We start from the raw sequence: 21,429 nt of genomic DNA, 5'->3' as shown, positions 1-21,429 counted from the left end.
CCGGTGTGGGGCGCCACTTGTCAGAAAAGTGCGAGGATTCGGGTTTACACTAATCTGTATATAGGCATTCAATCATATAGTTGATTGACCGAAGTCAAACAAGTCTGGAGACCAACCGGTGGATGACATGCACGAGGTTTTTGAGTCCGTGGCGCGCTATTTCAGCGTGCTCGGCGAGCCTACGCGGCTGCGCATCCTGCATGCGCTGTGCCAGCAGGAGAAGTGTGTCAACGAGATCATCAAGGTGACCGCGCTGGCGCAGGCCAATGTGTCCCGTCATCTCGGCCTGATGTACCAGGCCGGCATGCTGTCGCGCCGCCGCGAGGGTACCCAGATTTTTTACAAGGTGGCCGACCCCATGTACATCGAGCTGTGTCGCACGGTGTCGAACCAGGTGGCTGGTCGAGCCGACAGCGCATCCGTTTCCCGTGAGAGTTTCAACCATTTTGTTGAAGACATGACCCCGCGCCAAAGCCCCAAGGTCAAAACCAGGGCCAAACGCAATCCCCCCGCCAACCAGAAGGAAAAAGCAAGTGTCTAAAGACCTGAGCGAAGTGATTGGACGCGTGATCCCCGCGCCCGAAAATTTTCTGAGTCCCGAGAAGCTCGAACAGGCGCGCAAGGCGCGCCGCAGCTTCATGGGCAAAGCACTGGCCATGGGCGCCGGCGTCGCCGCGTCGGCGGGTGCGGCCACCCGGGCCATGGCGGCTGAAGGCGAAGAAGCGATCCTGAAGCTGCCCGAGCACAGCACAGGGCTGGGCCAGGCGGTGGCCATGGAAGATGGCTATGGCAAACCCAGCAAGTGGGAAACCAACCTGCGTCGTCGCCAGAGCCCGGGTCTGACCCGTGTGGACCAGGCTTCGGTGAGCTTCACGCCGCTGCAGGGCCTGTTCGGCATCATCACGCCCAGCGGCCTGCACTTCGAACGCCACCACCAGGGATGGTGGGACATCGATCCCTCCAAGCACCGCCTGATGATCAACGGCCTTGTGAAGCGCCAGCGCGTCTTCACCATGGACGACCTGATGCGCCTGCCCAGCGTGTCGCGCATCCACTTCATCGAGTGCGGTGCCAACTCCGCCACCGAGTGGGGCAACGTGGCCGTTCCCACCGTGCAATACACGCACGGCATGGTGAGCTGCTCGGAGTTCACCGGCGTGTTGCTGTCGACCCTGCTGGAAATGTGCGGTTACGACAAGAAAGCCGCCAAGTACGTGCTGGCCGAAGGCGCCGACGGTTCGTCCATGACCCGCACCATCGACATCGAGCGCGCCATGGACGACTGCATCGTGGCCTGGGCCATGAACGGTGAAATGCTGCGCCCCGAAAACGGCTACCCGCTGCGCCTCGTGGTGCCGGGCATCCAGGGCGTGAGCTGGGTCAAGTACCTGCGCCGCATCGAAGTGGGCGACCAGAAGTACGCCACCAAAGACGAGGCCGTGCACTACATCGATCACATGCCCGATGGCACGCACCGCCAGTACACCGGCATCCAGGAGTGCAAGTCGGTCATTACCACGCCCTCGGCTGGCCAGACCCTGCTGGACAAGGGCTACTACAACGTGACCGGTCTGGCCTGGTCGGGTCGCGGCGCGATCAAGCGCGTGGACGTGAGCGTGGACGGTGGCCGCAACTGGCGCACCGCGCGCCTGGAAGGGCCGATCCTGCCCAAGGCCATGACGCGTTTCAACATTGACTGGGTCTGGGACGGCAAGCCCGCCATTTTGCAGGCCCGTGCCGTCGACAGCACGGGCTATGTGCAGCCCAAGATCAACCAGCTGCGTGCCGTGCGCGGCACCAAGTCCGTCTACCACCAGAACGCCATCCAGAGCTGGCTGGTGTCCGAAAACGGTGAAGTCTCCAACGTGCAGGTGTACTGATGAAATCCATTTTTAAAATTTCGAAGAAGGCCGTTGTCTTGGCGGCTGCGCTCTCGCTGGGTTCTGCCTTTGCGCAGACCGCACCGTGGCACAACATGGGCCGTGATGCCACCGCCGCCGAGGTGAAGGCCTGGGACATCGATGTGCGCCCGGACTTCAAAGGCCTGCCGGCTGGTGCGGGCAGCGTCTCGCAGGGTGAAGCGGTCTGGGAAGTCAAGTGTGCGTCTTGCCACGGCAGCTTTGGCGAGTCCAACGAAGTGTTCACGCCCATCATCGGCGGCACCACCAAGGACGACATCAAGACCGGTCGCGTGAAGGGTCTGGAGGAGGGCAAGAGCATCACGCCCCAGAAGACCACCATCATGAAGGTGGCCACGGTCTCCACGATCTGGGACTACATCAACCGCGCCATGCCCTGGAACGCGCCCAAGACGCTCACCACCAACGAGGTCTATGGTGTGACGGCCTACCTGCTGAGCCTGGCCGAGATCGTTCCGGCGGACTTCACCTTGACCGACAAGAACATCGCCGAGGTGCAGAAACGCATGCCCAACCGCAACGGCATGGTGTTCTACGAGCCGCTGTGGAAGGCTAACGGCAAGGGTGATGTGAAGAACGTGGCCTGCATGAAGGACTGTTCGGTCGATCCCAAAGTGCACTCTTTCCTGCCGGACTTTGCCCGCGACGCCCACGGCAACATCCAGGAGCAGAACCGCGTGATCGGTCCGGTACGGGGTACCGATACCACCAAGCCAGCACCCAAGGGCCCCGTGGGTTCGACTGCTCCGGCACCCGTGGTGCTGGCCGCCCGGACGGCCTCGGGCGGCGCGGATGCCAAAGGCATGCTCAACACCAATGCCTGCACCGCCTGCCATGGGTTGAAGAGCAAGATCGTCGGCCCTGGCTTCAACGAAATCTCCGCCAAATACAAGGGCAAGGCCGACGCCGAGACCTACCTGGAAGGCAAGATCAAGTCGGGTGGTTCGGGTGTCTGGGGGGCCGTGCCCATGCCGGCCCAGGACCAGCTTTCGGCGGCCGACGCCAAGACCCTTGCCAAGTGGATCGTGGAGGGTGCGAAATAAACCGAAATCAACCTACCTGCGTTTACCGCGGAGGTGACCGCTCCGCTCATTCCTCCAAATATGCGCATTTAATCGTTAACCCCATACGTTTTTTACAAAGGAGACCCTAAGCTATGAAGATGGATTTCAAACAGGTTGTCCTCGCCGCTTCGGCCCTGCTCGTCACCGCAGGTGCCTATGCCGTGGACGCCGCCGCAGCCAAGGCGCTCGCTTCCAAGAGCGCTTGCCTGGCCTGCCATGCTGCGGACAAGAAGCTGGTGGGCCCCGCCTATATGGAGGTGGCCGCCAAACACAAAGGTCAGGCCGATGCAGAAGCCAAAGTCGCCGCGCGCATCAAGTCCGGCGGTTCCGGCATGTACGGTCCCGTGCCCATGCCGCCCCAGCCGGCACTGAAAGACGACGAGCTCAAGCTGCTCGCCGCCTGGGTGCTGGCCGGTGCCCCCGATAAGTAAACTCACCCCCACTTTTTTTCAGGAGTTCCCCATGAACAGTTCCCGTCGCACAGCCATCAAGTCCACTGGCGCGTTCGCCTCCCTGATCGCCCTGGGCCTCGTGACCCAGAGCCAGGCCCAGGCCGCCGTGGATCACGCCAGCTTCCAGGTCAAGACCCTGGAAGATGCCCTCAAGGCCATCGGTGGTACCGCTGCCGCCAGCGACCAGGTTTCCGTGGTGTCGCCCGACATCGCTGAGAACGGTGCTGTCGTGCCCGTGGGCGCCACCAGCAAGCTGCCCAACACGACCGAGATGTACCTCATCGTCGAGAAGAACCCGACCCCGCTGTCGTGCGCTTTCATGATCCCCGCCGGCACCGTTGCCGATGTGCAGACCCGTCTGAAGATGGGCCAGAGCACCAACGTGGTGGCTGTGGTCAAGGCCGATGGCAAGCTGTTCTCGGCTTCCAAAGAAACCAAAGTGACGCTGGGTGGCTGCGGCGGCTGATCGCCACGAGCTCACACCACGCAATCCCGCAAACCATATTTTTTTGAATCGATAGGAGTCCATCATGGCTGATCCGATGCGCATCCGTGCCGCCCTCGCTGGCGACGAAACCACCGTTCGCGTGCTCATGTCCCACCCCATGGAACCCGGTACCCGCAAAGACGCGGCCGGTGCCCTCATCCCCGCCCACTTCATCAAGGATGTGGAAGCCACCAGCGCCGGCAAGACCGTGCTCAAGGCCATGTTCAGTGGCTCGGTGTCGCAGAATCCCTTCCTGTCCTTCAAGTTCAAGGGCGGCGCCAAGGGCGACAAGGTCGTGGTGAAGTGGACCGACAGCAAGGGCGACTCCCGCACCGACGAAGCTGCCATCGCTTGATCGGGTTGTGGTGAAGCGCGGCCAGCCACGCAAGTCGCTGGCCGTTTTTGGCTTTTCAATAGCTATACAAAGTAGGAGATTTCCAGATGAAACATGCAGTGGTTCACCGCCGCCTGCTGGCCGCCGCTTCGCTGGTTCTGGCTTCGAGCGCCGTGTCCGCCCAGGGCAATTCGGCGACTGACGCCATCGCCAAGTACCGTGAAATGCTCCAGGACGGCAACCCCGCCGAACTTTTCGAGATGAAAGGCGAGGAGCTCTGGAAGCAAAAGCGTGGTCCGAAAAACGTGACTCTGGAGCAATGCGACCTGGGCAAGGGGCCTGGCGTGCTAGCGGGCGCGTTCACCGAGTTGCCGCGCTTCTTCAAGGACACCGGAAAGGTGATGGATCTGGAAACCCGATTGATCCACTGCATGGTGACCCAGCAAGGCTTCAACGAGGCCGATCTGTACAAGGCCGCGCCCACCATCGGCAAAGGCGAAGGCGCCAACCTGGTGGCCATCACCACCTACGTGGCCACTCAATCCAAGGGCATGCGTTTCAACCTCTCGCAGGCTCACGAGAAGGAAAAAACCATGTACGAAGTGGGCAAGCGCCTGTTCTTCCAGCGTGGTGGCCCGCACGACTTCGCCTGCACCACCTGCCACGGCACCGACGGTGGGCGCATTCGCCTGCAGGACCTGCCCAACCTGACCAAGAATCCGGGCGACGGCATCGGCTTTGCGGCCTGGCCAGCGTACCGCGTGTCCAACTCTCAGATGTGGACCATGCAGAAGCGCCTGAACGACTGCTACCGCCAGCAGCGCTTCCCCGAACCCCAGTTCGGCAGCGACGCCACCATCGCCCTCGGGGTGTACATGGGCGTGAACGCCAAGGGTGCCGAGTCCATCGTACCCGCCATCAAGCGCTGAACCGGAGACGAGAACATGAAAAAAACCATTGCTATCGCCCTCATTCCCTTTGCCGCTCTGGTCTTGAGCGCTTGCACCACCGGTGCGGGCGGAGCCGACTACGACAAGACCCACGCCGATGTCGTCAAGACCTCGTTCCGTGCCAAGGGCATTGCCACGCTGGACTACTTGAAGCAGGACGAGGCCAACCGCCTTTGCAGCGCGGCCGACGTAGCCGGCAAACCGCTGGACGAAAAGACCGCCAAAGCCATTGAAGCGGCAGAGCTCAAGACCATCAAGATGCCCAGCGACGGAAAATTCCTGGGCGACTGGAAGGCCGGCGAGAAAATTGCCCAGAGTGGTCGTGGCCTGACCTGGAGCGACAAGGCAGATACTGTCAATGGCGGCAACTGCTACAACTGCCATCAGATGGACAAGAAGGAAATCTCCTTTGGCAACCTGGGCCCGAGCCTGTACAACTACGGCAAGATCCGTGGTGTGACAGACCCCAACAGCCCGGCATCCAAAGCCATCGTGGAGTACACCTGGGGCAAGTTGTGGAACGCGCGTGCCTACAACGCCTGCTCGCAAATGCCCCGCGCCGGTCACAAAGGCATTCTGAGCGAAAGCAACATCAGAGATGTCATGGCCTTGTTGCTGGATCCTGCATCGCCAGTGAACCAGTGACGAAGACACGCCCACAGGACGCCTGACCTGTGGTGCGACCTGCTCCCGGTGTCGAACCGGGGCAGGTTTTTGGCAAAAAATTTTGACGCAAATATCAGCAATCAATTGTTAAGGAATGTTTATGAGCTTCAGTCGTCGTGAATTCATGCAGGTGCTCGCCGTGGCCAGCGCGGGCGGCATGGCTCTGGATCACAAGGATGTGCTGGCCGGCAAGCCGGGTGCGGGCCAGGCGATGTACGACCTGCCCAAGTTTGGCAACGTCAGCTTCCTGCACTTCACCGACTGCCATGCACAGTTGATGCCGATCTACTTCCGCGAGCCCAACGTGAACCTGGGCGTGGCCGAGGCCGTGGGCCGCCCGCCGCACATCGTGGGCGAGAGCCTGCTCAAGCACTTCAAGATCCGCCCCGGGACCCCCGAGGCCCATGCCTTCACCTACCTCAACTTCGAAAGCGCTGCCAAGACCTACGGCAAGGTCGGTGGCTTTGCGCACCTGGCCACGCTGATCAAGCAGATGCGCGCCAGCCGCCCCTACGCCATGCTGCTTGACGGTGGTGACACCTGGCAGGGCAGCGCCACCGCGCTCTGGACCAATGGCCAGGACATGGTCGACGCCTGCAAGCTGCTGGGCGTGAACGCCATGTGCCCGCACTGGGAATTCACGCTGGGTGAGAAGCGTGTTCAGGAAATCGTCGAGAAAGATTTCGGCGGCAAGCTCGATTTCCTGGCGCAGAACGTCAAGACCAACGACTTCGGTGACCCGGTGTTCAAGCCCTACGTCATCAAGGAAATGAACGGCGTGCCGGTGGCCGTGATCGGCCAGGCTTTCCCCTATACGCCCATCGCCAACCCTGGCTACATGGTGTCGAACTGGACCTTCGGTATCCAGGACGAGAACATGCAGAAGATGGTGGACGAGGCACGTTCCAAGGGCGCGCAGGCCGTGGTCGTCATCTCGCACAACGGCATGGACGTGGACATCAAGATGGCCTCGCGCGTGACCGGCATCGACGCCATCCTCGGCGGCCACACGCACGACGGCATGCCCGCGCCCATCGTGGTAAAAAATGCCAAGGGCCAGACCCTGGTGACCAACGCCGGCTCCAACAGCAAGTTCCTCGGCGTGCTCGACTTCGACGTGCGCGGTGGCAAGGTGCAGGACTTCCGCTACAAGCTGCTGCCCGTGTTCGCCAACCTGCTGCCGGCCGATGCCGAGATGCAGACCTACATCGACAAGGTGCGCGCTCCCTACAAGGCCAAACTGGACGAAAAGCTCGCAGTTTCCGAAGGCCTGCTGTACCGCCGCGGCAACTTCAACGGCTCGTGGGACCAGCTCATCGTGGACGCGCTGATGGAGGTGAAGGGCGCCGACATGGCTTTCTCGCCCGGCTTCCGCTGGGGCACCACCATCCTGCCGGGCCAAGCCATCACGCGCGAGCTCATGATGGACCAGGTGGCGATCACCTACCCGACAAGCACGCTCACCGAAATGAGTGGCGAGACCATCAAGACCGTGCTGGAAGACGTGTGCGACAACCTGTTCAACCCCGACCCGTACTACCAGCAGGGCGGCGACATGGTGCGCGTGGGCGGCCTGGCCTACACCTGCGACCCCAAGGCCGGCTCGGGCAAGCGCATCAGCAACATGATGCTCAAGGGCAAGACCATCGAAGCCGGCAAGACCTACAAGGTGGCGGGCTGGGCGCCGGTGGCCGAGGGTGTCAAGGGCGAGCCGATCTGGGACGTGATGGAGACCTATTTCAAGAGCCACAAGACCATCACCACGCGCAAGCTCAATACCCCCAAAGTGGAAGGCATGCAGGGCAATCCAGGCATTGCCGCCTGATCGATTTGCCCCTGGCGTGAACAGGCGGATGGCGCGTTTGATATGCTCCCCCCGCCTGTTTACTCTCCAAGGAATTTTTGATGATCAAGAACGCAGGGATGCTGATCGCGGTGCTGGTGCTCGCGGGTTGTGCATCTTCAAAACCCTTTTGGGCCAAGCCCAACGTCTCCTCGGATGACACCTACACCCAGTTGTCAGAGTGCCGCTTTCAAGTGGGCCTGAACAAGGTTGCCAAATCGGAACAGGAACTCATGGTGGCGCACTGCATGCGTGGCAAAGGCTTCCGCCTGCTGGCCAACGACAGCTGAGCACCCGTGGGGCGCTGAGTCACAAGCAAAAAATCCCCTCGCGGCGCGGCTGTGAAGGGGATTTTCTTTTGTTTGCGCCCCCGATATGTCTCCAGGAAAGCGTTGGCTGAACGGGCACCGTGGGGACATCCAGAAACACAAAAGCCCCGGAGTACGGGGCTTGTGTGTGGTTTTGTGGACTTCTTGGGAAGTCCGAGAACCAGTCTGTGGCGGAGAAGGAGGGATTCGAACCCTCGGTACAGTTGAAACTGTACGCCGGATTTCGAATCCGGTGCATTCGACCACTCTGCCACCTCTCCGCGTCGAAGCTCAGTATTCTAGCAGGAGGCGGGCGCTGCATTTTTCAAGCTTTCCGGTGTGACAATGGCCCACCGTCTGTTCGTGGTTATTCATGCTTGTCGACACCCAACCCGCGACCCACCAGCATCTGCCCGCTTCGCCCGAGGTGCGAGACCAGTGGGTGAACGCCCAGTTGATTGGCGTCCTGATGGACAACATGGTCCCATCGCTGCTGGCGGCAACATTGGCGCTGCCGGTTCTGATTTTCATGATGGCCGGTGAGGTGGACTTTGTTTCCTTGCTGATCTGGACGGGCCTCTTGGTGACCATGCTGGTCTACCGCTACCGTCTGATCGGGATCTACCAGTTGCGCTACGACAGCTCCGAAGGGCCGCAGCGCATGGCGTTTGTCGAGCGCTATCGGTGGACCTGGGGAGTCATGGGCTTCCTCTGGGGTGGCGGGGTGCTGCTGAGCTATCTGAAAGCCAGTCCGGCGACGCAGTTCGTCTGCGGCATCGTGGTGCTGGGGCAGGGCCTGCTCACCCTGACGGCCTTCAGTGCCTATTTGCCGGTGTTTCGCCGGTACGTGCATGCCCTCGTGCTCTCGGTCTTTCTGGGCCTTGCGTTCAACACCCTGCGGGCCACCGACGCAGCGCCCGTGGTGGAGCAGAGCCTGGCTTTGATGGTTTTGCTGATGGTGTTCTGGTGGCTTTTGCTGGTGGCGGGGAAGCGTCTGCATCAGATCTACCGCGCCAGTTTCGAACTGCAGTTTTCCAACCAGGAGCTGATCGACTCGCTGACCCAGCAGACGCGGGCTTCGATCCGGGCCGTGGCGACCAAGAACAGGTTTCTGGCTTCGGCTGCTCACGACCTGCGTCAGCCGGTGCATGCCTTGAGCCTGTACGCAGACTGGCTGGCCACCGAGCCGGAGATGGCGCGCGATATCTCGCCGCGGATACTGCAATCGACCCGGGCCATCAACGAGCTGTTTGACTCGCTGTTTGACCTGACACGCATCGATGCCGGCAACTACAAGGTGCGCTTGCAGAACGTCGACGTGCTGCAGCTCTTCGCCGAGCTGGCCACGCAGTTTGAGCCCGTTGCGGCGGGCAAGTCGCTCAAGTTCAAGACCTATGCCAAGCCCACGACCCTGTGGGCCGATCCGGTGGTGTTGCGCCGGATTCTGGGCAACCTGTTGTCGAATGCGTTTCGTCACACGCGGCGCGGTGGCGTGTTGCTGGGCCTGAGGCGCCGGGAGGACGTGCTGGTTTTTGAAGTCTGGGACACAGGCGTGGGGATTGCGCGCGAACACCAGCAGGCGATTTTTCAGGAGTTCTTCAGGGTGTCGCAACACCAGGGAACCGAAGACAGCCTGGGGCTGGGGCTGACCATCGTTTCCAAGCTGACCACGCTGATGGGGTACCAGCTGGCGCTGTCCTCCGAAGCAGAACGGGGCAGTGTGTTCCGCGTGCTGCTGCCCGCATACACGCAGAAATCAGCGACAGCGACGGATATCACGGTGCCGCGGTCGGCAGCACAGACCCCCAGCTGAAGCAACAACCTGCTTCAGGAAATACAGGCGAAGCTCAGAGGTCAAGCAGGCCTGCGGTGCGTGCCAGATGGCTGGCCTGAGAGCGGCTCTTGACGTTGAGGCGGCGGAACAGGCGCCACAGGTGCACCTTGACGGTGTGTTCGCTGATCTGCAGTTGTTCCGCGATGTCGCGGTTGGACAGTCCGCGGTCCAGCATGACGAGCAACTGCTTCTGCCGTTTGGACAGCTTCTCAGGAATGGTGGGTGCGTTTTCGTCTTCGGGTTCTTCGGTCAGGAATTCGCGCAACACCTTGCCGATCTGGGCAGCACCGGCCGATTTTTCGACGTAGGCATCGGCACCCGCTTCCCGGGCCAGGTCTTCGTAGTCAGAGGCTGGCGACGCAGACAGCACGATCAGCGACGTGTCGGGCAGCATCTGGCGCACTTCGCGCACACCAGAGACGCCGTGCGTGTCGGGCAGCTTCAGGTCGAGGCAGACCAGCTCAGGCTCCCCGTGTTCAGCGATCGCCTTGCTCACGGTGGCCAGTCGCTCCAGTTCAACCACCTGGGTGGAAGATCGGAGACGACGCAGAAGCATGACGACAGCCTCACGCATCAGCGGATGATCGTCAATGACAAAGATACTCATGGCAGGATTTGCTGTTTAAGTTTTGTATTCAGAATGACAGCATATCGGCATTGGCAGCTTTTGGCGATAGCAAAAAGCGCGCTTTTGTACACCTTGTTTTTAGTTTTTGATGTCCAGGTTCTGTGAAGTTGGGAACTCGGTAAACACCGCGGTGTGCTGCCTTGTTGGGGTAGTGCCTGGTGGGCATTCGCTCCAACTGATATTGTCGCAGGTTCGGGAATGTGAAATCCGGTCGGCTGCGTCAGTCAGCAGGCGTTGAAAACCAACCGAGGGCTTGTGCCAGCATCTGCGGATCGGCCGCCACGATCAGCTGGCTTTGCAGCTCGGCGATGGCGCCTGCGCCTTGCTGTTGCAAACGGGTGACGGTCTGTGCCGCTTCCCGCGGTGACGCAAAACCGGTGCTTTGCAGCAGCAGCTGGCCCTGGGCGTCGAGCAGCTTGAAATAGAACAGGCCATCCTGTTCCCGGTATTGCTTGAAGCTGGGCGCGGCCGCCCGGGCGGCTTTGGACACCTTGGCCGCAGTCGGCCGGCTGTCCAGAGGGCGAAGGCCCACCGCATGGCGCAGCCGCGCAGTGAACGGCGTGGCGATGGCGCGCGCCTTGTGAGCGCCGGCTTGCAGCGTACGTTCGATTTTTGCCGGGTCCTGGATCAGTTCGTCGTAGATGGCGCGCATGGGCGCGATTTCCGCGTCCAGGCGTTCGAACAGCAACTGCTTGGCATCGCCCCAGGCAATGCCGTCGGCGTAGGCCTTGGCCAGAACGGCGGTTTCGTCGGCGCTGGCAAAGGCCTGGTAGAGCTGGAAAAGGGCGGAGCCCTGGGTGTCCTTGGGCTCGCCGGGGGTGCGCGAGTCGGTGACGATGCCCATGATGAGCTTGCGCAACTGTTCCTTGGGGGCAAACAGCGGAATGGTGTTGTCGTAGCTCTTGCTCATCTTGCGGCCGTCGAGCCCGGGCAGGGTGGCCACATGATCTTCAATCGCCGCTTCGGGCAGGGTGAAATGTTCGCCGTAGAGGTGGTTGAAGCTCGACGCGATGTCGCGCGCCATCTCGATGTGCTGGATCTGGTCGCGGCCCACCGGCACCTGGTGGGCGTTGAACATCAGGATGTCGGCCGCCATCAGCACCGGGTACATGAAGAGGCCGGCGGTGACCCCGTTGTCGGGTTCGTCGCCGCTGGCGGTGTTCTTGTCGACCGAGGCTTTGTAGGCGTGTGCCCGGTTGAGCAGGCCCTTGCCGGTCACGCAGGTGAGCAGCCAGGTGAGTTCGGGGATTTCGGGGATGTCGGACTGACGGTAGAAAGTGACTTTCTCCGGGTCCAGCCCGCAGGCCAGCCAGGTGGCGGCGATTTCCAGCGTTGAGCGCTGCACGCGCGCCGGGTCACCGACCTTGATCAGCGCATGGTAGTCGGCCAGGAAGTAGAAGCTCTCGACCGCAGCCAGGCGGCTGGCGCGCACCGTGGGGCGGACGGCGCCCACGTAGTTGCCCAGGTGCGGTGTGCCCGAAGTGGTGATGCCGGTGAGGACGCGTTGGGTGCTCATGAACAGGAAGATCAGAAATTAGAAAAGCAGGAAGCGCAGCGGCGTCAGCAGCAGCTCGATCGCGCCACCGGTGAGCATCATGAGCGGGCGCAGCCAGAGGTTGCCCACGACGCCGGTGATGACCAGGGCCATCACGATGAAGAAGCCCCAGGGTTCGACGCGCGAGACCGGGTAAGCGAGGTGGTTGGGCAGCAGGCCCACCAGAATGCGACCGCCGTCCAGCGGTGGCAGCGGAAACAGGTTGAAGGCAAACATCACCAGATTCACCAGCACGCCGGCGCGGCACATTTCCAGGAAGAAACGTTCTTCCACCCCGGCGGCCACCAGCAGGTACAGGCCCACGGTCCACATCACCGCCTGCACCAGATTGGCGCCCGGGCCGGCCAGGGCGACCCAGACCATGTCGCGTTTCGGGTTGCGCAAGCGCCCGAAATTCACCGGGACCGGCTTGGCGTAACCAAACAGGAAGGCGCCCGAGGTGGCGAAGTACAGCAACAGCGGCATCGCGATCGTGCCAACCGGGTCGATGTGTTTGAGCGGGTTGAGCGTGATGCGGCCCAGCATGTGGGCGGTGTTGTCGCCGAAGTGCCGTGCCGCATAACCGTGAGCGGCTTCGTGCACCGTGATGGCAAACAGCACCGGCAGTGCGTACAGGGCAACGGTTTGAATGATCTGGGCGAAATCCATGTGGGGCGTTGGGCGGGAAAAGGCCTATTGTCCCAGATGGGGTGCGGTGCCCGCGGCTGCAGGGCCCCGCGGCGCAGGGAATCGGGTTTACAGGCCCAGTGTGGCCAGCGACCCGCGCCCCTCGCGCACCAGCTCGGGTTCGCCGCCCGTGCCCATGGGCGTGAGGTCGACGACCGTCGTGGGTTCGAGCGGACAGGCTCCGGCATCGATGACGCCAGCGAGATCGTGTTCAAAACGGTCGCGGATCTCCTGCGCATCGTTGAGAGGATGCACCTCGCCGGGTGGGATCAGCGTGGTGGCCAGCAAGGGGCCGTTGTGCAGGTCCAGCAAGGCCAGCAGGGCGTTGTGGCCCGGCACGCGCAGGCCAATCGTCTTGCGCGAGGGGTGGCTCAGTCGGCGCGGCACCTCTTTGCTGGCTTCGAGGATGAAGGTGTATGGGCCCGGCGTGGCCTGCTTGAGCAGGCGGTACTGGCGGTTGTCCACCTTGGCGTAGCTGGCGAGCTCGCTCAGGTCGCGGCAAAGCAGTGTGAGGTGGTGTTTGTCGTCGACCTGGCGGATGCGGCGCAGCCGGTCGGCCGCAGCCTTGTCGTCAATGTGGCAGACCAGCGCGTAGCTGGAGTCGGTGGGTACCGCCAGCACGCCGCCCCGTTCGAGCAGCTGCACCGCCTGCTTGAGCAGCCGGGGTTGCGGGTTCTCGGGATGGACTTCGAAATACTGGGACATGGTGCGTATTGTGCGCGGCCCGTGGGCACAACCACGGCACCGCTGGTTCAGGCCTCGGGTGGTTCCACGGGCAGGCGGTGTTCGCGCGCGGTGAGCCAGCTGGCGGTGGCGCCGCAGACCACGATGAGCACGATGCCGGTCAGTTCCAGCCAACCCGGAATGTGATTGAACACCAGCCAGCCGCACAGCATGGCAAAACCGATCTGGGTGTACAGGAAAGGCGTGAGTGTGGATGCTGGCGCGCGCGCGAACGCGAGGATGAGCAGGAAGTGGCCGACCGTTCCCATGAGGCCCACCAGGCAGAGCAGGGCGAAGGTGTTGGTGTCCGGGATGGTTTGCCAGACCAGAGGCAGAATCGCAGTGCTCACCAGTGCGCCCACACAGCCCGTGTAGAAGTGCATGGTCATCGGGTCTTCGGTGCGCGCCATCTGGCTGGTGAGGATCTGGAACCAGGCGTAGGTGACCACCATCAGCAGCGGCAACAGGCTGGCCCAGCCGATCACGTCACAACCCGGCTGGACCACCAGCAGGGCGCCCACGAAACCGCCACCCACCAGGGCCCAGCGCATGGGTGCGACGCGCTCTTTCAGGAACAGCGCCGCCAGCAGGGTGATCACCAGCGGCGTGGTCATGACAAAGGCGGTGAATTCGCCCACGGGCATGTATTGCACGCTGATGAACGACAGCACGCTGACCATCAGCAGCAGACAGCCGCGCAGCACCTGGAAGCGCGGGTGCCGGGTGAGCAGCAGGCTGCGTCCGCGCATGGGGAGCATGACGGTGCTGACGGCCACGGCCTGGAACACGTAGCGGAACCAGACCGCCACCAGGATGGGCACGAAGGCACCGACGTACTTGACCGCGGTGTCCAGCACCGCGAAGCAGGCCACCGCCATCACCAGGAACGTGATGCCCAGCGCGGCCTGCGCGCCGGGTCGGGCAACGGCGGCGCTCATCAGTGGAAACGCGCTGCGAGCTGCTCCCACACGGGGGTGACGCTGCCCGGCAGGTCGGGCAGCTTGCCCAGATCGGTGTGGCTTTCGGTCGGGCTGTGGAAGTCGCTGCCGCGTGAGGCGAGCAGGTCGAACTCGCTGCAGAACCCCGCGTATTTGGCATAGTCGGCCGGCCCGTGGGCACCGGTCACCACTTCCACGCCCTGACCGCCGTGGGCCTTGAATTCGGAGAACAGCGCGAACTCTTCGTTGGCGGTGAGGTTGTAGCGGCCGGGGTGGGCGATCACGGCCACGCCTCCGGCACCCGTGATCCAGCCCACGGCGTCGCGCAGGGTGGCCCAGCGGTGCGGTACATAGCCCGGCTTTCCCTCCGCCAGGTATTTCCGGAACACGGCATTGGTGTCGGTGCTGTAGCCTGCCTCCACGATGTAGCGCGCGAAGTGCGAGCGTGAGATCAGTTCCGGGTTGCCGACGTATTTGAGCGCGCCTTCGTAGACGCCCGGGATGCCCACGCGCGCCAGGTCGTCGCTCATGGCGCGCGCGCGCTGCTCGCGTCCGCCACGCGTCTGGCGCAGGCCTTCGACCAGCGCCGGATTGGCGTGGTCAAAACCCAGGCCCAGGATGTGCACGGTGACGTTGGCGAAGGTCACGGACACTTCTGCACCGGTGAGGTAGGGCAACCCTGCCTGTCGCGCGGCGGCGATGGCCTGGTCCTGGCCACCGATCTCGTCGTGGTCGGTCAGCGACCAGAGTTCAACTCCGTTGGCTTTGGCGCGCTGCGCCAGCTCCTCAGGGTGGAGGGTGCCGTCAGAGACGACGGAATGGCAATGGAGATCGGCGTTGAGGATGTGGGTCACGGCTTCATTTTAGGTTTGACCGATTGATCGCGCTGACGCAAGGTGAAGATGCGTCAGAAACGAAGCAGTGCCAACCCAGAACACCGCGGAACGGGCTTTGCCAGGCCGCAGGTGTTGCCCCCCCGGGGGTGACGCCGTTGGCGGCGCGGGGGGAGCCAATCGCTCGCGGGGAGTTACCCCGTGTTTCGCAGACCGGCCGCAATACCGTTGATCGAAATGTGGATGCCGCGGCGCACCTTTTCGTCGCGGTCCGCGTGGTTTTCACCCGCCCGGTAGCGGCGCACCAGTTCGACCTGCAGGTGGTGCAGCGGGTCGATGTAGGGGAAGCGGTGGCGCATGGAGCGCTGCAGTGCGGCGTTGTTGACCAGGCGTTGCTTCTCGCCTGTGATCAGTGCCAGCGCATCCGCTGTGCGGTGCCATTCGGTTTCTATGGCGGTGAACACCTTGGTGCGCAGGCGCTTGTCTTCCACCAGCTCGGCGTAGCGCGTGGCCAGCGCGAGATCGCTCTTGGCCATCACCATGTCCATGTTGGAGAGCAGGGTGCTGAAAAACGGCCATTGCTTCACCATCTTCTGCAGCTGCGCCTTTTGCCTGGCCACACCCTTGGGGCCGTCCTTGTGCAGGAAGGTGTGCACCGCCGAACCAAAGCCGTACCAGCCCGGCAGTGTCAGGCGGCACTGGCCCCAGCTGAAGCCCCAGGGGATGGCGCGCAGGTCCTCGATCTTCTGCGTGGCCTTGCGCGAGGCCGGACGCGAGCCGATGTTGAGTTCGGCGATTTCACGGATCGGCGTGGCGGCGAAGAAATATTCGGCAAAGCGCGGGGTGTCGTACACCAGGGCGCGGTAGGCGGCCATGCTCGCCGTGGAGAGCTCGGCCGCAGTGTCGAGGAAGGCTTTGGGGGCGTTGCGCGTGGCCTGCAGCAGGGTGGCCTCCAGCGTGGCGGCGACCAGGGTTTCCAGGTTGCGACGGCCGATCTCGGGGTTGGCGTATTTGGAGCCGATCACCTCACCCTGTTCGGTCAGGCGGATCTGGCCGCGCACCGTGCCGGGTGGCTGGGCGAGGATGGCCTGGTAGCTCGGGCCGCCCCCACGGCCCACCGTGCCACCGCGTCCGTGGAACATGCGCAGCTGGATCGATTTCTCGTGGTCCTTGTTGAGCGAGTCGAACAGCTCCACGAGCGCGATCTCGGCGCGGTACAGCTCCCAGTTGCTGGTGAAGATGCCACCGTCCTTGTTGCTGTCGGAATAGCCGAGCATGATGTCCTGCTCGCAATAGCCATCGTGCGCGCCGCGGTGCACCATGGCGCGCACGCCGGGCAGGGCGTAGTAATCGCGCATGATGGGCGCGGCGTTGCGCAGGTCTTCGATGGTCTCGAACAGCGGCACAACGATCAGGTCGGCCACCGCGTCTTCGGCGAGCAGGCCACGCATCAGTCCTGCTTCCTTCTGCAGCAGCAACACTTCGAGCAGGTCGCTCACGGTTTCGGTGTGGCTGATGATGGCGTGGCGGATGGCCTGGGCGCCAAAGCGTTCGCGGCCGCTGCGCGCGGTGTCGAAGATGGCCAGCTCGTCCATGGTGTGGGCCGAATAGGGCGTGCCGGGCACGCGCAGGGGCCGCGCGTCGTTCAGCTGGCGCAGCAGCACGGCGCGTTTGCCCATTTCATCGAGGGCGCTGTAGCCCGCCTCGATGCGCGCCGTGGCCAGCAATTCGGCCACCACTTCCTCGTGTTTGTCGGAGCTCTGGCGCAGGTCGATGGTGGCCAGGTGGAAGCCAAACACCTGCACCGCGCGGATCAGGGGCCGCAGGCGGGAGCGGGTGAGCGCCGCGCCGTGGTTCGTCACCAGCGAGGCCTCAATGGTGCGCAGATCGGCGAGGAGTTCGGCGGCGCTGGTGTACGCGTCTTGCGGTGCGACCGCGTGGCGCGCGGCTTCACCGCCGGTCAGCGCGTGCAGCGTGGCGGCCAGGCGCGCATACATGCCGGTGAGCGCGCGGCGGTAGGGTTCGTCCTGGCGGTGGGCGTTCTGGTCGGGCGAGCGTTCGGCCAGCGCCTTCATGGCCGGGCTGACGCTCGCCAGCATGGCCGACACCGAGAGCTCGGCGCCGAGGTGGTGCAGTTGCGTGAGGTGATGACGCAGCACCATGTCAGCCTGGCTGTGCAAGGCGAGTTCCAGCGTCTGCGCGGTCACGTTGGGGTTGCCGTCGCGGTCGCCACCGATCCACTGGCCCATGCGCAGGAAAGGCGCCACGTCCTGGTCGTCCAGGCCTTCTTCGAGATCGCGGTAGATGCGTGGGATCTGCGTCAGGAAGGTGGCCTGGTAGTAGCTCAGCGCGTTCTCAATCTCGTCGGCCACGGTGAGTTTGGTGAAACGCAGCAGGCGCGTTTGCCAGAGCTGCGTCACCCGGGCACGCAGTTGCGCCTCGAAGTCGGCGTGATCGCGCGGCAGCAACTGTTCTCGTTCGGCCAGCAGGTGGGCGATGGCGCGCTCGGCATCCAGGATGCTCTTGCGCTGCACCTCGGTGGGGTGCGCGGTGAGCACGGGCGAGATGTGGGCCGCGGCCAGCGTGCGCACCACGTCGGACGGCGCGATGCCGGCTTTTTTCAGGCGCTGCAGCGTCATGGCCAGGCTGCCCTCCTGCAGGTCGCCGGCGCGGTCGTGCACCGCGCGGCGGCGGATGTGGTGGCGGTCTTCGGCCAGATTGGCGAGGTGGCTGAAATAGGTGAAGGCGCGGATCACGCTCACCGTCTGCTGGCCCGAAAGACCCTTGAGCAGTTTTTTCAGCGCCTTGTCGGCGGCCTGGTCGGCGTGGCGGCGGAAGGCCACCGAGAGCTGGCGGATCTGCTCGATCAGGTCGTAGGCGGCCTGGCCTTCCTGTTCCCGGATCACGTCACCCAGCACACGACCCAGCAGGCGGATGTCGTCGATCAGGGGCTGGTCTTTGTCGGGTCCGGATTTGGCACGTCCGGCACCTGAGCGGTTGGACGGGGCATCGGGTCGGGCAGGCGTTCGGCTCATGGTGGGCAGGGGTGCGCTGAGGCTTGGGTTGCTGATTTTTTGGGCAGGGGTCATGCTAGCATCCAAAGTTGCTTTTCCCGTTACCAAGCGGGTACGAAAATGCTCCCGGCGCAGGCTGAGGGCTTGATCTTTTTTTGAACCTTCATCGTGGCCATTTCAAACCCATCCTCCGCGCTGTCCATCACCATCGCCACGCGCGAAAGCCGTCTGGCGTTGTGGCAGGCCGAACACGTCAAAACCCTCTTGCAAGACTTGGGCCACAGCGTCGAGCTGCTGGGCATGACGACGCTGGGTGACCAGATCCTGGACCGCAGTCTCTCCAAGGTGGGGGGCAAGGGTCTGTTCGTGAAGGAGCTTGAGGTGGCGCTCGATGAGGGCCGCGCCGACATCGCCGTGCATTCGCTCAAGGATGTGCCCATGGACCTGCCGGCGGGGTTTGCGCTGGCCTGCGTGATGGAGCGCGAAGACCCGCGCGACGCCTGGGTGTCGCCCCGCTGCGCGACGCTGGCCGAACTGCCCGCAGGGGCTGTAGTCGGCACCTCCAGCCTGCGCCGGCTGGTGCTGTTGCGCGCTGCGCTGGACGCGCTGGGCCGCGGCGACGTGCGCATCGAGCCGCTGCGGGGCAATCTGGACACACGCCTGCGCAAACTGGACGAGGGCCAGTACCACGCGATCGTGCTGGCTTCTGCCGGTCTGAAACGTCTGGGTCTGGGCGAGCGCATCCGCCACATTTTTGAACCCGCCGACTCATTGCCTGCGGCCGGCCAGGGGGCGTTGGGCATCGAAGTGCGCGCGGATCGCAGCGATCTGGTGGAAGCCCTGAAGCCGCTGGTGCACATGCCCACCTGGTTGCGTGTGGCCGCTGAGCGCACGGTGTCGCGCGCCATGGGTGGCAGCTGCTCGATGCCGCTGGCGGCCTACGCCGAGTGGACTGGAGATGGCGCCGGCCAGCTGGTGTTGCGCGCGGCCTGGGGGGACCCGGAAGGTGCGTTGTCCTTGGTGCAGGTGAGTGATCGGGCCGATGTGCAGACGCTGGAGCAGGCCGAAGCCCTGGGGCAGCGCGTGGCGCAGGCCCTGCGCGCAGCCGGCGCCCGGCCGCCAGCGGCGGGGGCTTGACGCCTTGTCTGGTGTGCCCGGCACGGCGCCCGTTTTGAGCCCGCTGGAGCGGCTCATCGTGACCCGTCCCGCGGCCGAAGCGGCGAGTTGGGTGCAAGCCTTGCAGGCGCAGGGCTGGCCAGCGCAGGCGCTGCCGCTGATCGATATCTCGGAACCAAACGACGTTGCCACCCTGGATGGACTCCGGCATTGGCGCGCCCACTGGCTGGACATGGACGCGTTGCTCTTTGTGAGCGGGGCCGCGGTCAGCCATTTTTTTGCACGAGACGTGCAACCACCTTCGCGGCTCGACGGCGGCACCCGGTTCTGGGCGCCCGGTCCGGGCACGGCGCGGGCGCTGGCCCACGCGCTGGCCGGACTGGGACTGGACGCTGCGCGCATCGACGCCCCACCGGCTGATGCTGGTCAATTTGATTCCGAAGCGCTGTGGCCGGTGGTGGTATCGCAGGTTCGATCCGGCCAACGCATCCTGGTGGTTCGTGGCGCGTCGCCGGGTGGGGCTGCCGTGGCGGGATCGCCTGCACCTCAAGGCCGTCACGCCGGTAGTGGCCGCGACTGGCTGATCCAGCAATGCGAAGCCGTGGGCGCCAGCGTAGAGAGTTGCGTGGCCTACGAGAGGTCGGCTCCTCGTTGGACGCCCGCGCAGGCGGCGATGGCCCGTGCCGCGGCATTGGCCGGCAGCGCCTGGCTGTTCAGCAGTTCGGAGGCGGTGAACCACCTGTCAACCGCTGTGCCCAACACCGATTGGTCGCAGGCCTGGGCCATCGCGACCCATCCCCGTATCGCTGCCAGCGCAAAGGCCGCCGGTTTTGGTCGCGTGATCGAAACCCGGCCCGCCTTGCCAGACGTGTTGCGGGCCCTAGAATCGAACTGGAGTCCCGCATGAACCCAGATACCCCCGACAGTCCCCCAAGCCCAGTCAAAGAAGCGTCCGCCGCGGCGGTGGGGGGAGTTGCGCCCGTGTTTGCGCCACCGGTGGTGCACGCCCGCCACCCGGTGTCTTGGATGTCGGTGCTGGCGCTTGTGGTGGCCGCGCTCTCGCTGGTGCTGGCCGGCCTGATCTGGCAGAAACTCGGGTTCACGCAGCAAGAGCTGGCGCGGCGAAGCCAGGACAGCACGGAGCAGGCGGTGGAGGTGCGCACCGTGGCGAAACAGGCGGAGGCCCTCACGCAGGAGCTGCAGGCGCGCCTGGCGGTGGCCGAGATCAAATTGTCCGAAGTGACCTTGCAGCGCAGCCAGCTCGAAGAACTCATGCTGGCGCTTTCGCGTTCGCGCGATGACAACCTGGTGCAGGACATTGAATCGGCTCTGCGACTCGGGTTTCAGCAGACCCAGCTCACGGGCAGCGTGCAGCCCCTGGTGTCGGCGTTGCAGGCCGCCGATCAGCGCATCGCCAGGGCAGCGCAGCCGCGCCTGAATCCGGTGCAGCGCGCCATCCAGCGCGATATCGAACGCATTCGGGGTGCCGCGCTGACCGATGTGCCCACGCTGGTGTTGCGGGTGGATGAGCTGGCCCGCCAGGTGGACGATTGGCCGGTGCAGAACGACGTCGGTGTGAAGAAGTCCAGCAACAAAGCCCGACCGGCGCAGGTTGCAGCGCCCGGCAAGGCGGCCGTGCAGCCGCCTGCTGCGAAAGCCGGCGCACCGGATCTGGCGGAACCCTCCCAGCCCGTGCAAGACAGCGGCTGGTCGCGTGCTACCGAGGTTTGGTCATCGTTCTGGCAGCGCGTCTGGACCGATGTGACCCGGAGCGGTCGTGAACTGGTGCGCGTCAGCCGCATTGACAGACCGGAGGCCGCGCTGCTTGCCCCCGAGCAGGCCTTCTTCCTGCGGGAGAACATCAAGCTCCGGTTGCTCAATGCGCGGCTTGGTTTGCTGAGCCGCCAGCTCAATGCCGTCGAGGCCGACCTGAAATCCACCGAAGTGGCGCTGGGGCGGTACTTTGACACCACGGCGCCGCAGGTGATGGCGGCGCAGAAGACCTTGGGCCAGCTGCGGACCGAGTTGTCGATGGTTGAGCTGCCACGACCCGACGAAAGCCTCGCGGCCCTGGCCGCGGCCGCGGGAGGCCGGTGATG

Annotated in this window: 21 protein-coding genes and 1 tRNA gene; 14 read left to right on the top strand and 8 right to left on the bottom strand. The window is 63.9% G+C overall.

Annotated elements, in window-relative coordinates:
• Positions 1–127 precede the first annotated feature (127 nt).
• From ACN5W5_RS14795 to ACN5W5_RS14750, 10 genes are all read left to right on the top strand, one after another.
• The gene (locus tag ACN5W5_RS14795) at positions 128–541 is read left to right on the top strand and encodes an ArsR/SmtB family transcription factor (RefSeq protein ID WP_420049282.1); all 414 of its coding nucleotides are present in this window, start codon (positions 128–130) and stop codon (positions 539–541) included.
• Positions 534–1,880: a sulfite dehydrogenase gene (gene soxC, locus ACN5W5_RS14790; RefSeq protein ID WP_420049232.1), complete on the top strand. Its 1,347-nt coding sequence runs from the start codon at positions 534–536 to the stop codon at positions 1,878–1,880. Before ACN5W5_RS14795 ends, soxC begins: the two co-directional genes overlap by 8 nt.
• Positions 1,880–2,962: a c-type cytochrome gene (locus tag ACN5W5_RS14785; RefSeq protein WP_420049231.1), complete on the top strand. Its 1,083-nt coding sequence runs from the start codon at positions 1,880–1,882 to the stop codon at positions 2,960–2,962. The genes soxC and ACN5W5_RS14785 overlap by 1 nt, the downstream gene beginning before the upstream one ends.
• Before the next feature lie 113 nt (positions 2,963–3,075).
• Positions 3,076–3,414: a c-type cytochrome gene (locus tag ACN5W5_RS14780; RefSeq protein ID WP_420049230.1), complete on the top strand. Its 339-nt coding sequence runs from the start codon at positions 3,076–3,078 to the stop codon at positions 3,412–3,414.
• Between the two features lie 31 nt (positions 3,415–3,445).
• Entirely contained in the window at positions 3,446–3,901 is a 456-nt protein-coding gene (gene soxY, locus ACN5W5_RS14775; RefSeq protein WP_420049229.1) for a thiosulfate oxidation carrier protein SoxY, read from the top strand.
• 64 nt (positions 3,902–3,965) lie between these two features.
• Positions 3,966–4,277, top strand: a complete 312-nt coding sequence (gene soxZ, locus ACN5W5_RS14770) for a thiosulfate oxidation carrier complex protein SoxZ (RefSeq protein ID WP_177135562.1) — start codon at positions 3,966–3,968, stop codon at positions 4,275–4,277.
• An 86-nt stretch (positions 4,278–4,363) separates the two neighbouring features.
• Positions 4,364–5,185: a sulfur oxidation c-type cytochrome SoxA gene (gene soxA, locus ACN5W5_RS14765; protein WP_420049228.1), complete on the top strand. Its 822-nt coding sequence runs from the start codon at positions 4,364–4,366 to the stop codon at positions 5,183–5,185.
• A gap of 15 nt (positions 5,186–5,200) precedes the next feature.
• Positions 5,201–5,851, top strand: a complete 651-nt coding sequence (soxX, locus tag ACN5W5_RS14760; RefSeq protein ID WP_420049227.1) for a sulfur oxidation c-type cytochrome SoxX — start codon at positions 5,201–5,203, stop codon at positions 5,849–5,851.
• A 121-nt stretch (positions 5,852–5,972) separates the two neighbouring features.
• The gene (soxB, locus tag ACN5W5_RS14755) at positions 5,973–7,697 is read left to right on the top strand and encodes a thiosulfohydrolase SoxB (RefSeq protein WP_420049226.1); all 1,725 of its coding nucleotides are present in this window, start codon (positions 5,973–5,975) and stop codon (positions 7,695–7,697) included.
• A gap of 80 nt (positions 7,698–7,777) precedes the next feature.
• Positions 7,778–8,005, top strand: a complete 228-nt coding sequence (locus ACN5W5_RS14750; protein WP_177135566.1) for a hypothetical protein — start codon at positions 7,778–7,780, stop codon at positions 8,003–8,005.
• Between the two features lie 207 nt (positions 8,006–8,212).
• Here ACN5W5_RS14750 and ACN5W5_RS14745 read toward each other — a convergent pair.
• Positions 8,213–8,304 (bottom strand) — tRNA-Ser (locus ACN5W5_RS14745).
• 92 nt (positions 8,305–8,396) lie between these two features.
• Here ACN5W5_RS14745 and ACN5W5_RS14740 point away from each other — a divergent pair.
• Positions 8,397–9,836 carry a sensor histidine kinase gene (locus tag ACN5W5_RS14740; RefSeq protein ID WP_420049225.1) on the top strand — a complete coding sequence of 480 codons (1,440 nt, stop codon included), beginning with the start codon at positions 8,397–8,399 and terminating at the stop codon, positions 9,834–9,836.
• A gap of 34 nt (positions 9,837–9,870) precedes the next feature.
• Here the strand turns inward: ACN5W5_RS14740 and ACN5W5_RS14735 are convergent, their stop codons facing one another.
• The 7 genes from ACN5W5_RS14735 to ppc form a co-directional block, all read right to left on the bottom strand.
• Positions 9,871–10,464: a LuxR C-terminal-related transcriptional regulator gene (locus ACN5W5_RS14735; RefSeq protein WP_177135568.1), complete on the bottom strand. Its 594-nt coding sequence runs from the start codon at positions 10,462–10,464 to the stop codon at positions 9,871–9,873.
• Positions 10,465–10,705: 241 nt separating this feature from the next.
• Positions 10,706–12,001, bottom strand: coding sequence for a tryptophan--tRNA ligase (locus ACN5W5_RS14730; protein WP_420049224.1), 1,296 nt, complete (start codon positions 11,999–12,001; stop codon positions 10,706–10,708).
• 18 nt (positions 12,002–12,019) lie between these two features.
• Positions 12,020–12,688, bottom strand: coding sequence for a site-2 protease family protein (locus ACN5W5_RS14725; RefSeq protein WP_420049223.1), 669 nt, complete (start codon positions 12,686–12,688; stop codon positions 12,020–12,022).
• An 87-nt stretch (positions 12,689–12,775) separates the two neighbouring features.
• The gene (locus tag ACN5W5_RS14720; RefSeq protein ID WP_420049222.1) at positions 12,776–13,411 is read right to left on the bottom strand and encodes an L-threonylcarbamoyladenylate synthase; all 636 of its coding nucleotides are present in this window, start codon (positions 13,409–13,411) and stop codon (positions 12,776–12,778) included.
• A 47-nt stretch (positions 13,412–13,458) separates the two neighbouring features.
• Positions 13,459–14,367, bottom strand: a complete 909-nt coding sequence (locus tag ACN5W5_RS14715; RefSeq protein ID WP_420049221.1) for a DMT family transporter — start codon at positions 14,365–14,367, stop codon at positions 13,459–13,461.
• Positions 14,367–15,221 carry a 3',5'-nucleoside bisphosphate phosphatase gene (locus ACN5W5_RS14710; protein ID WP_420049220.1) on the bottom strand — a complete coding sequence of 285 codons (855 nt, stop codon included), beginning with the start codon at positions 15,219–15,221 and terminating at the stop codon, positions 14,367–14,369. Before ACN5W5_RS14710 ends, ACN5W5_RS14715 begins: the two co-directional genes overlap by 1 nt.
• Before the next feature lie 173 nt (positions 15,222–15,394).
• Positions 15,395–18,289, bottom strand: a complete 2,895-nt coding sequence (ppc, locus tag ACN5W5_RS14705) for a phosphoenolpyruvate carboxylase (protein WP_420049219.1) — start codon at positions 18,287–18,289, stop codon at positions 15,395–15,397.
• A 99-nt stretch (positions 18,290–18,388) separates the two neighbouring features.
• On the opposite strand from ppc, the gene hemC reads away from it, so the two are divergent.
• From hemC to ACN5W5_RS14690, 3 genes are read left to right on the top strand one after another with little or no spacing between them, the layout of a single operon-like run.
• Positions 18,389–19,351, top strand: a complete 963-nt coding sequence (gene hemC / locus ACN5W5_RS14700) for a hydroxymethylbilane synthase (RefSeq protein WP_420049281.1) — start codon at positions 18,389–18,391, stop codon at positions 19,349–19,351.
• Between the two features lie 58 nt (positions 19,352–19,409).
• Positions 19,410–20,237 carry a uroporphyrinogen-III synthase gene (locus ACN5W5_RS14695; protein WP_420049218.1) on the top strand — a complete coding sequence of 276 codons (828 nt, stop codon included), beginning with the start codon at positions 19,410–19,412 and terminating at the stop codon, positions 20,235–20,237.
• Positions 20,234–21,427: a uroporphyrinogen-III C-methyltransferase gene (locus tag ACN5W5_RS14690; RefSeq protein WP_420049217.1), complete on the top strand. Its 1,194-nt coding sequence runs from the start codon at positions 20,234–20,236 to the stop codon at positions 21,425–21,427. Before ACN5W5_RS14695 ends, ACN5W5_RS14690 begins: the two co-directional genes overlap by 4 nt.
• Positions 21,428–21,429 lie beyond the last annotated feature (2 nt).

This window comes from Hydrogenophaga sp. ZJX-1 (assembly GCF_048590325.1).
Lineage (GTDB): Bacteria > Pseudomonadota > Gammaproteobacteria > Burkholderiales > Burkholderiaceae_C > Hydrogenophaga.
Note: the sequence above shows the minus strand (reverse complement) of the source record. Positions and strands in the feature narration are given on the sequence as shown.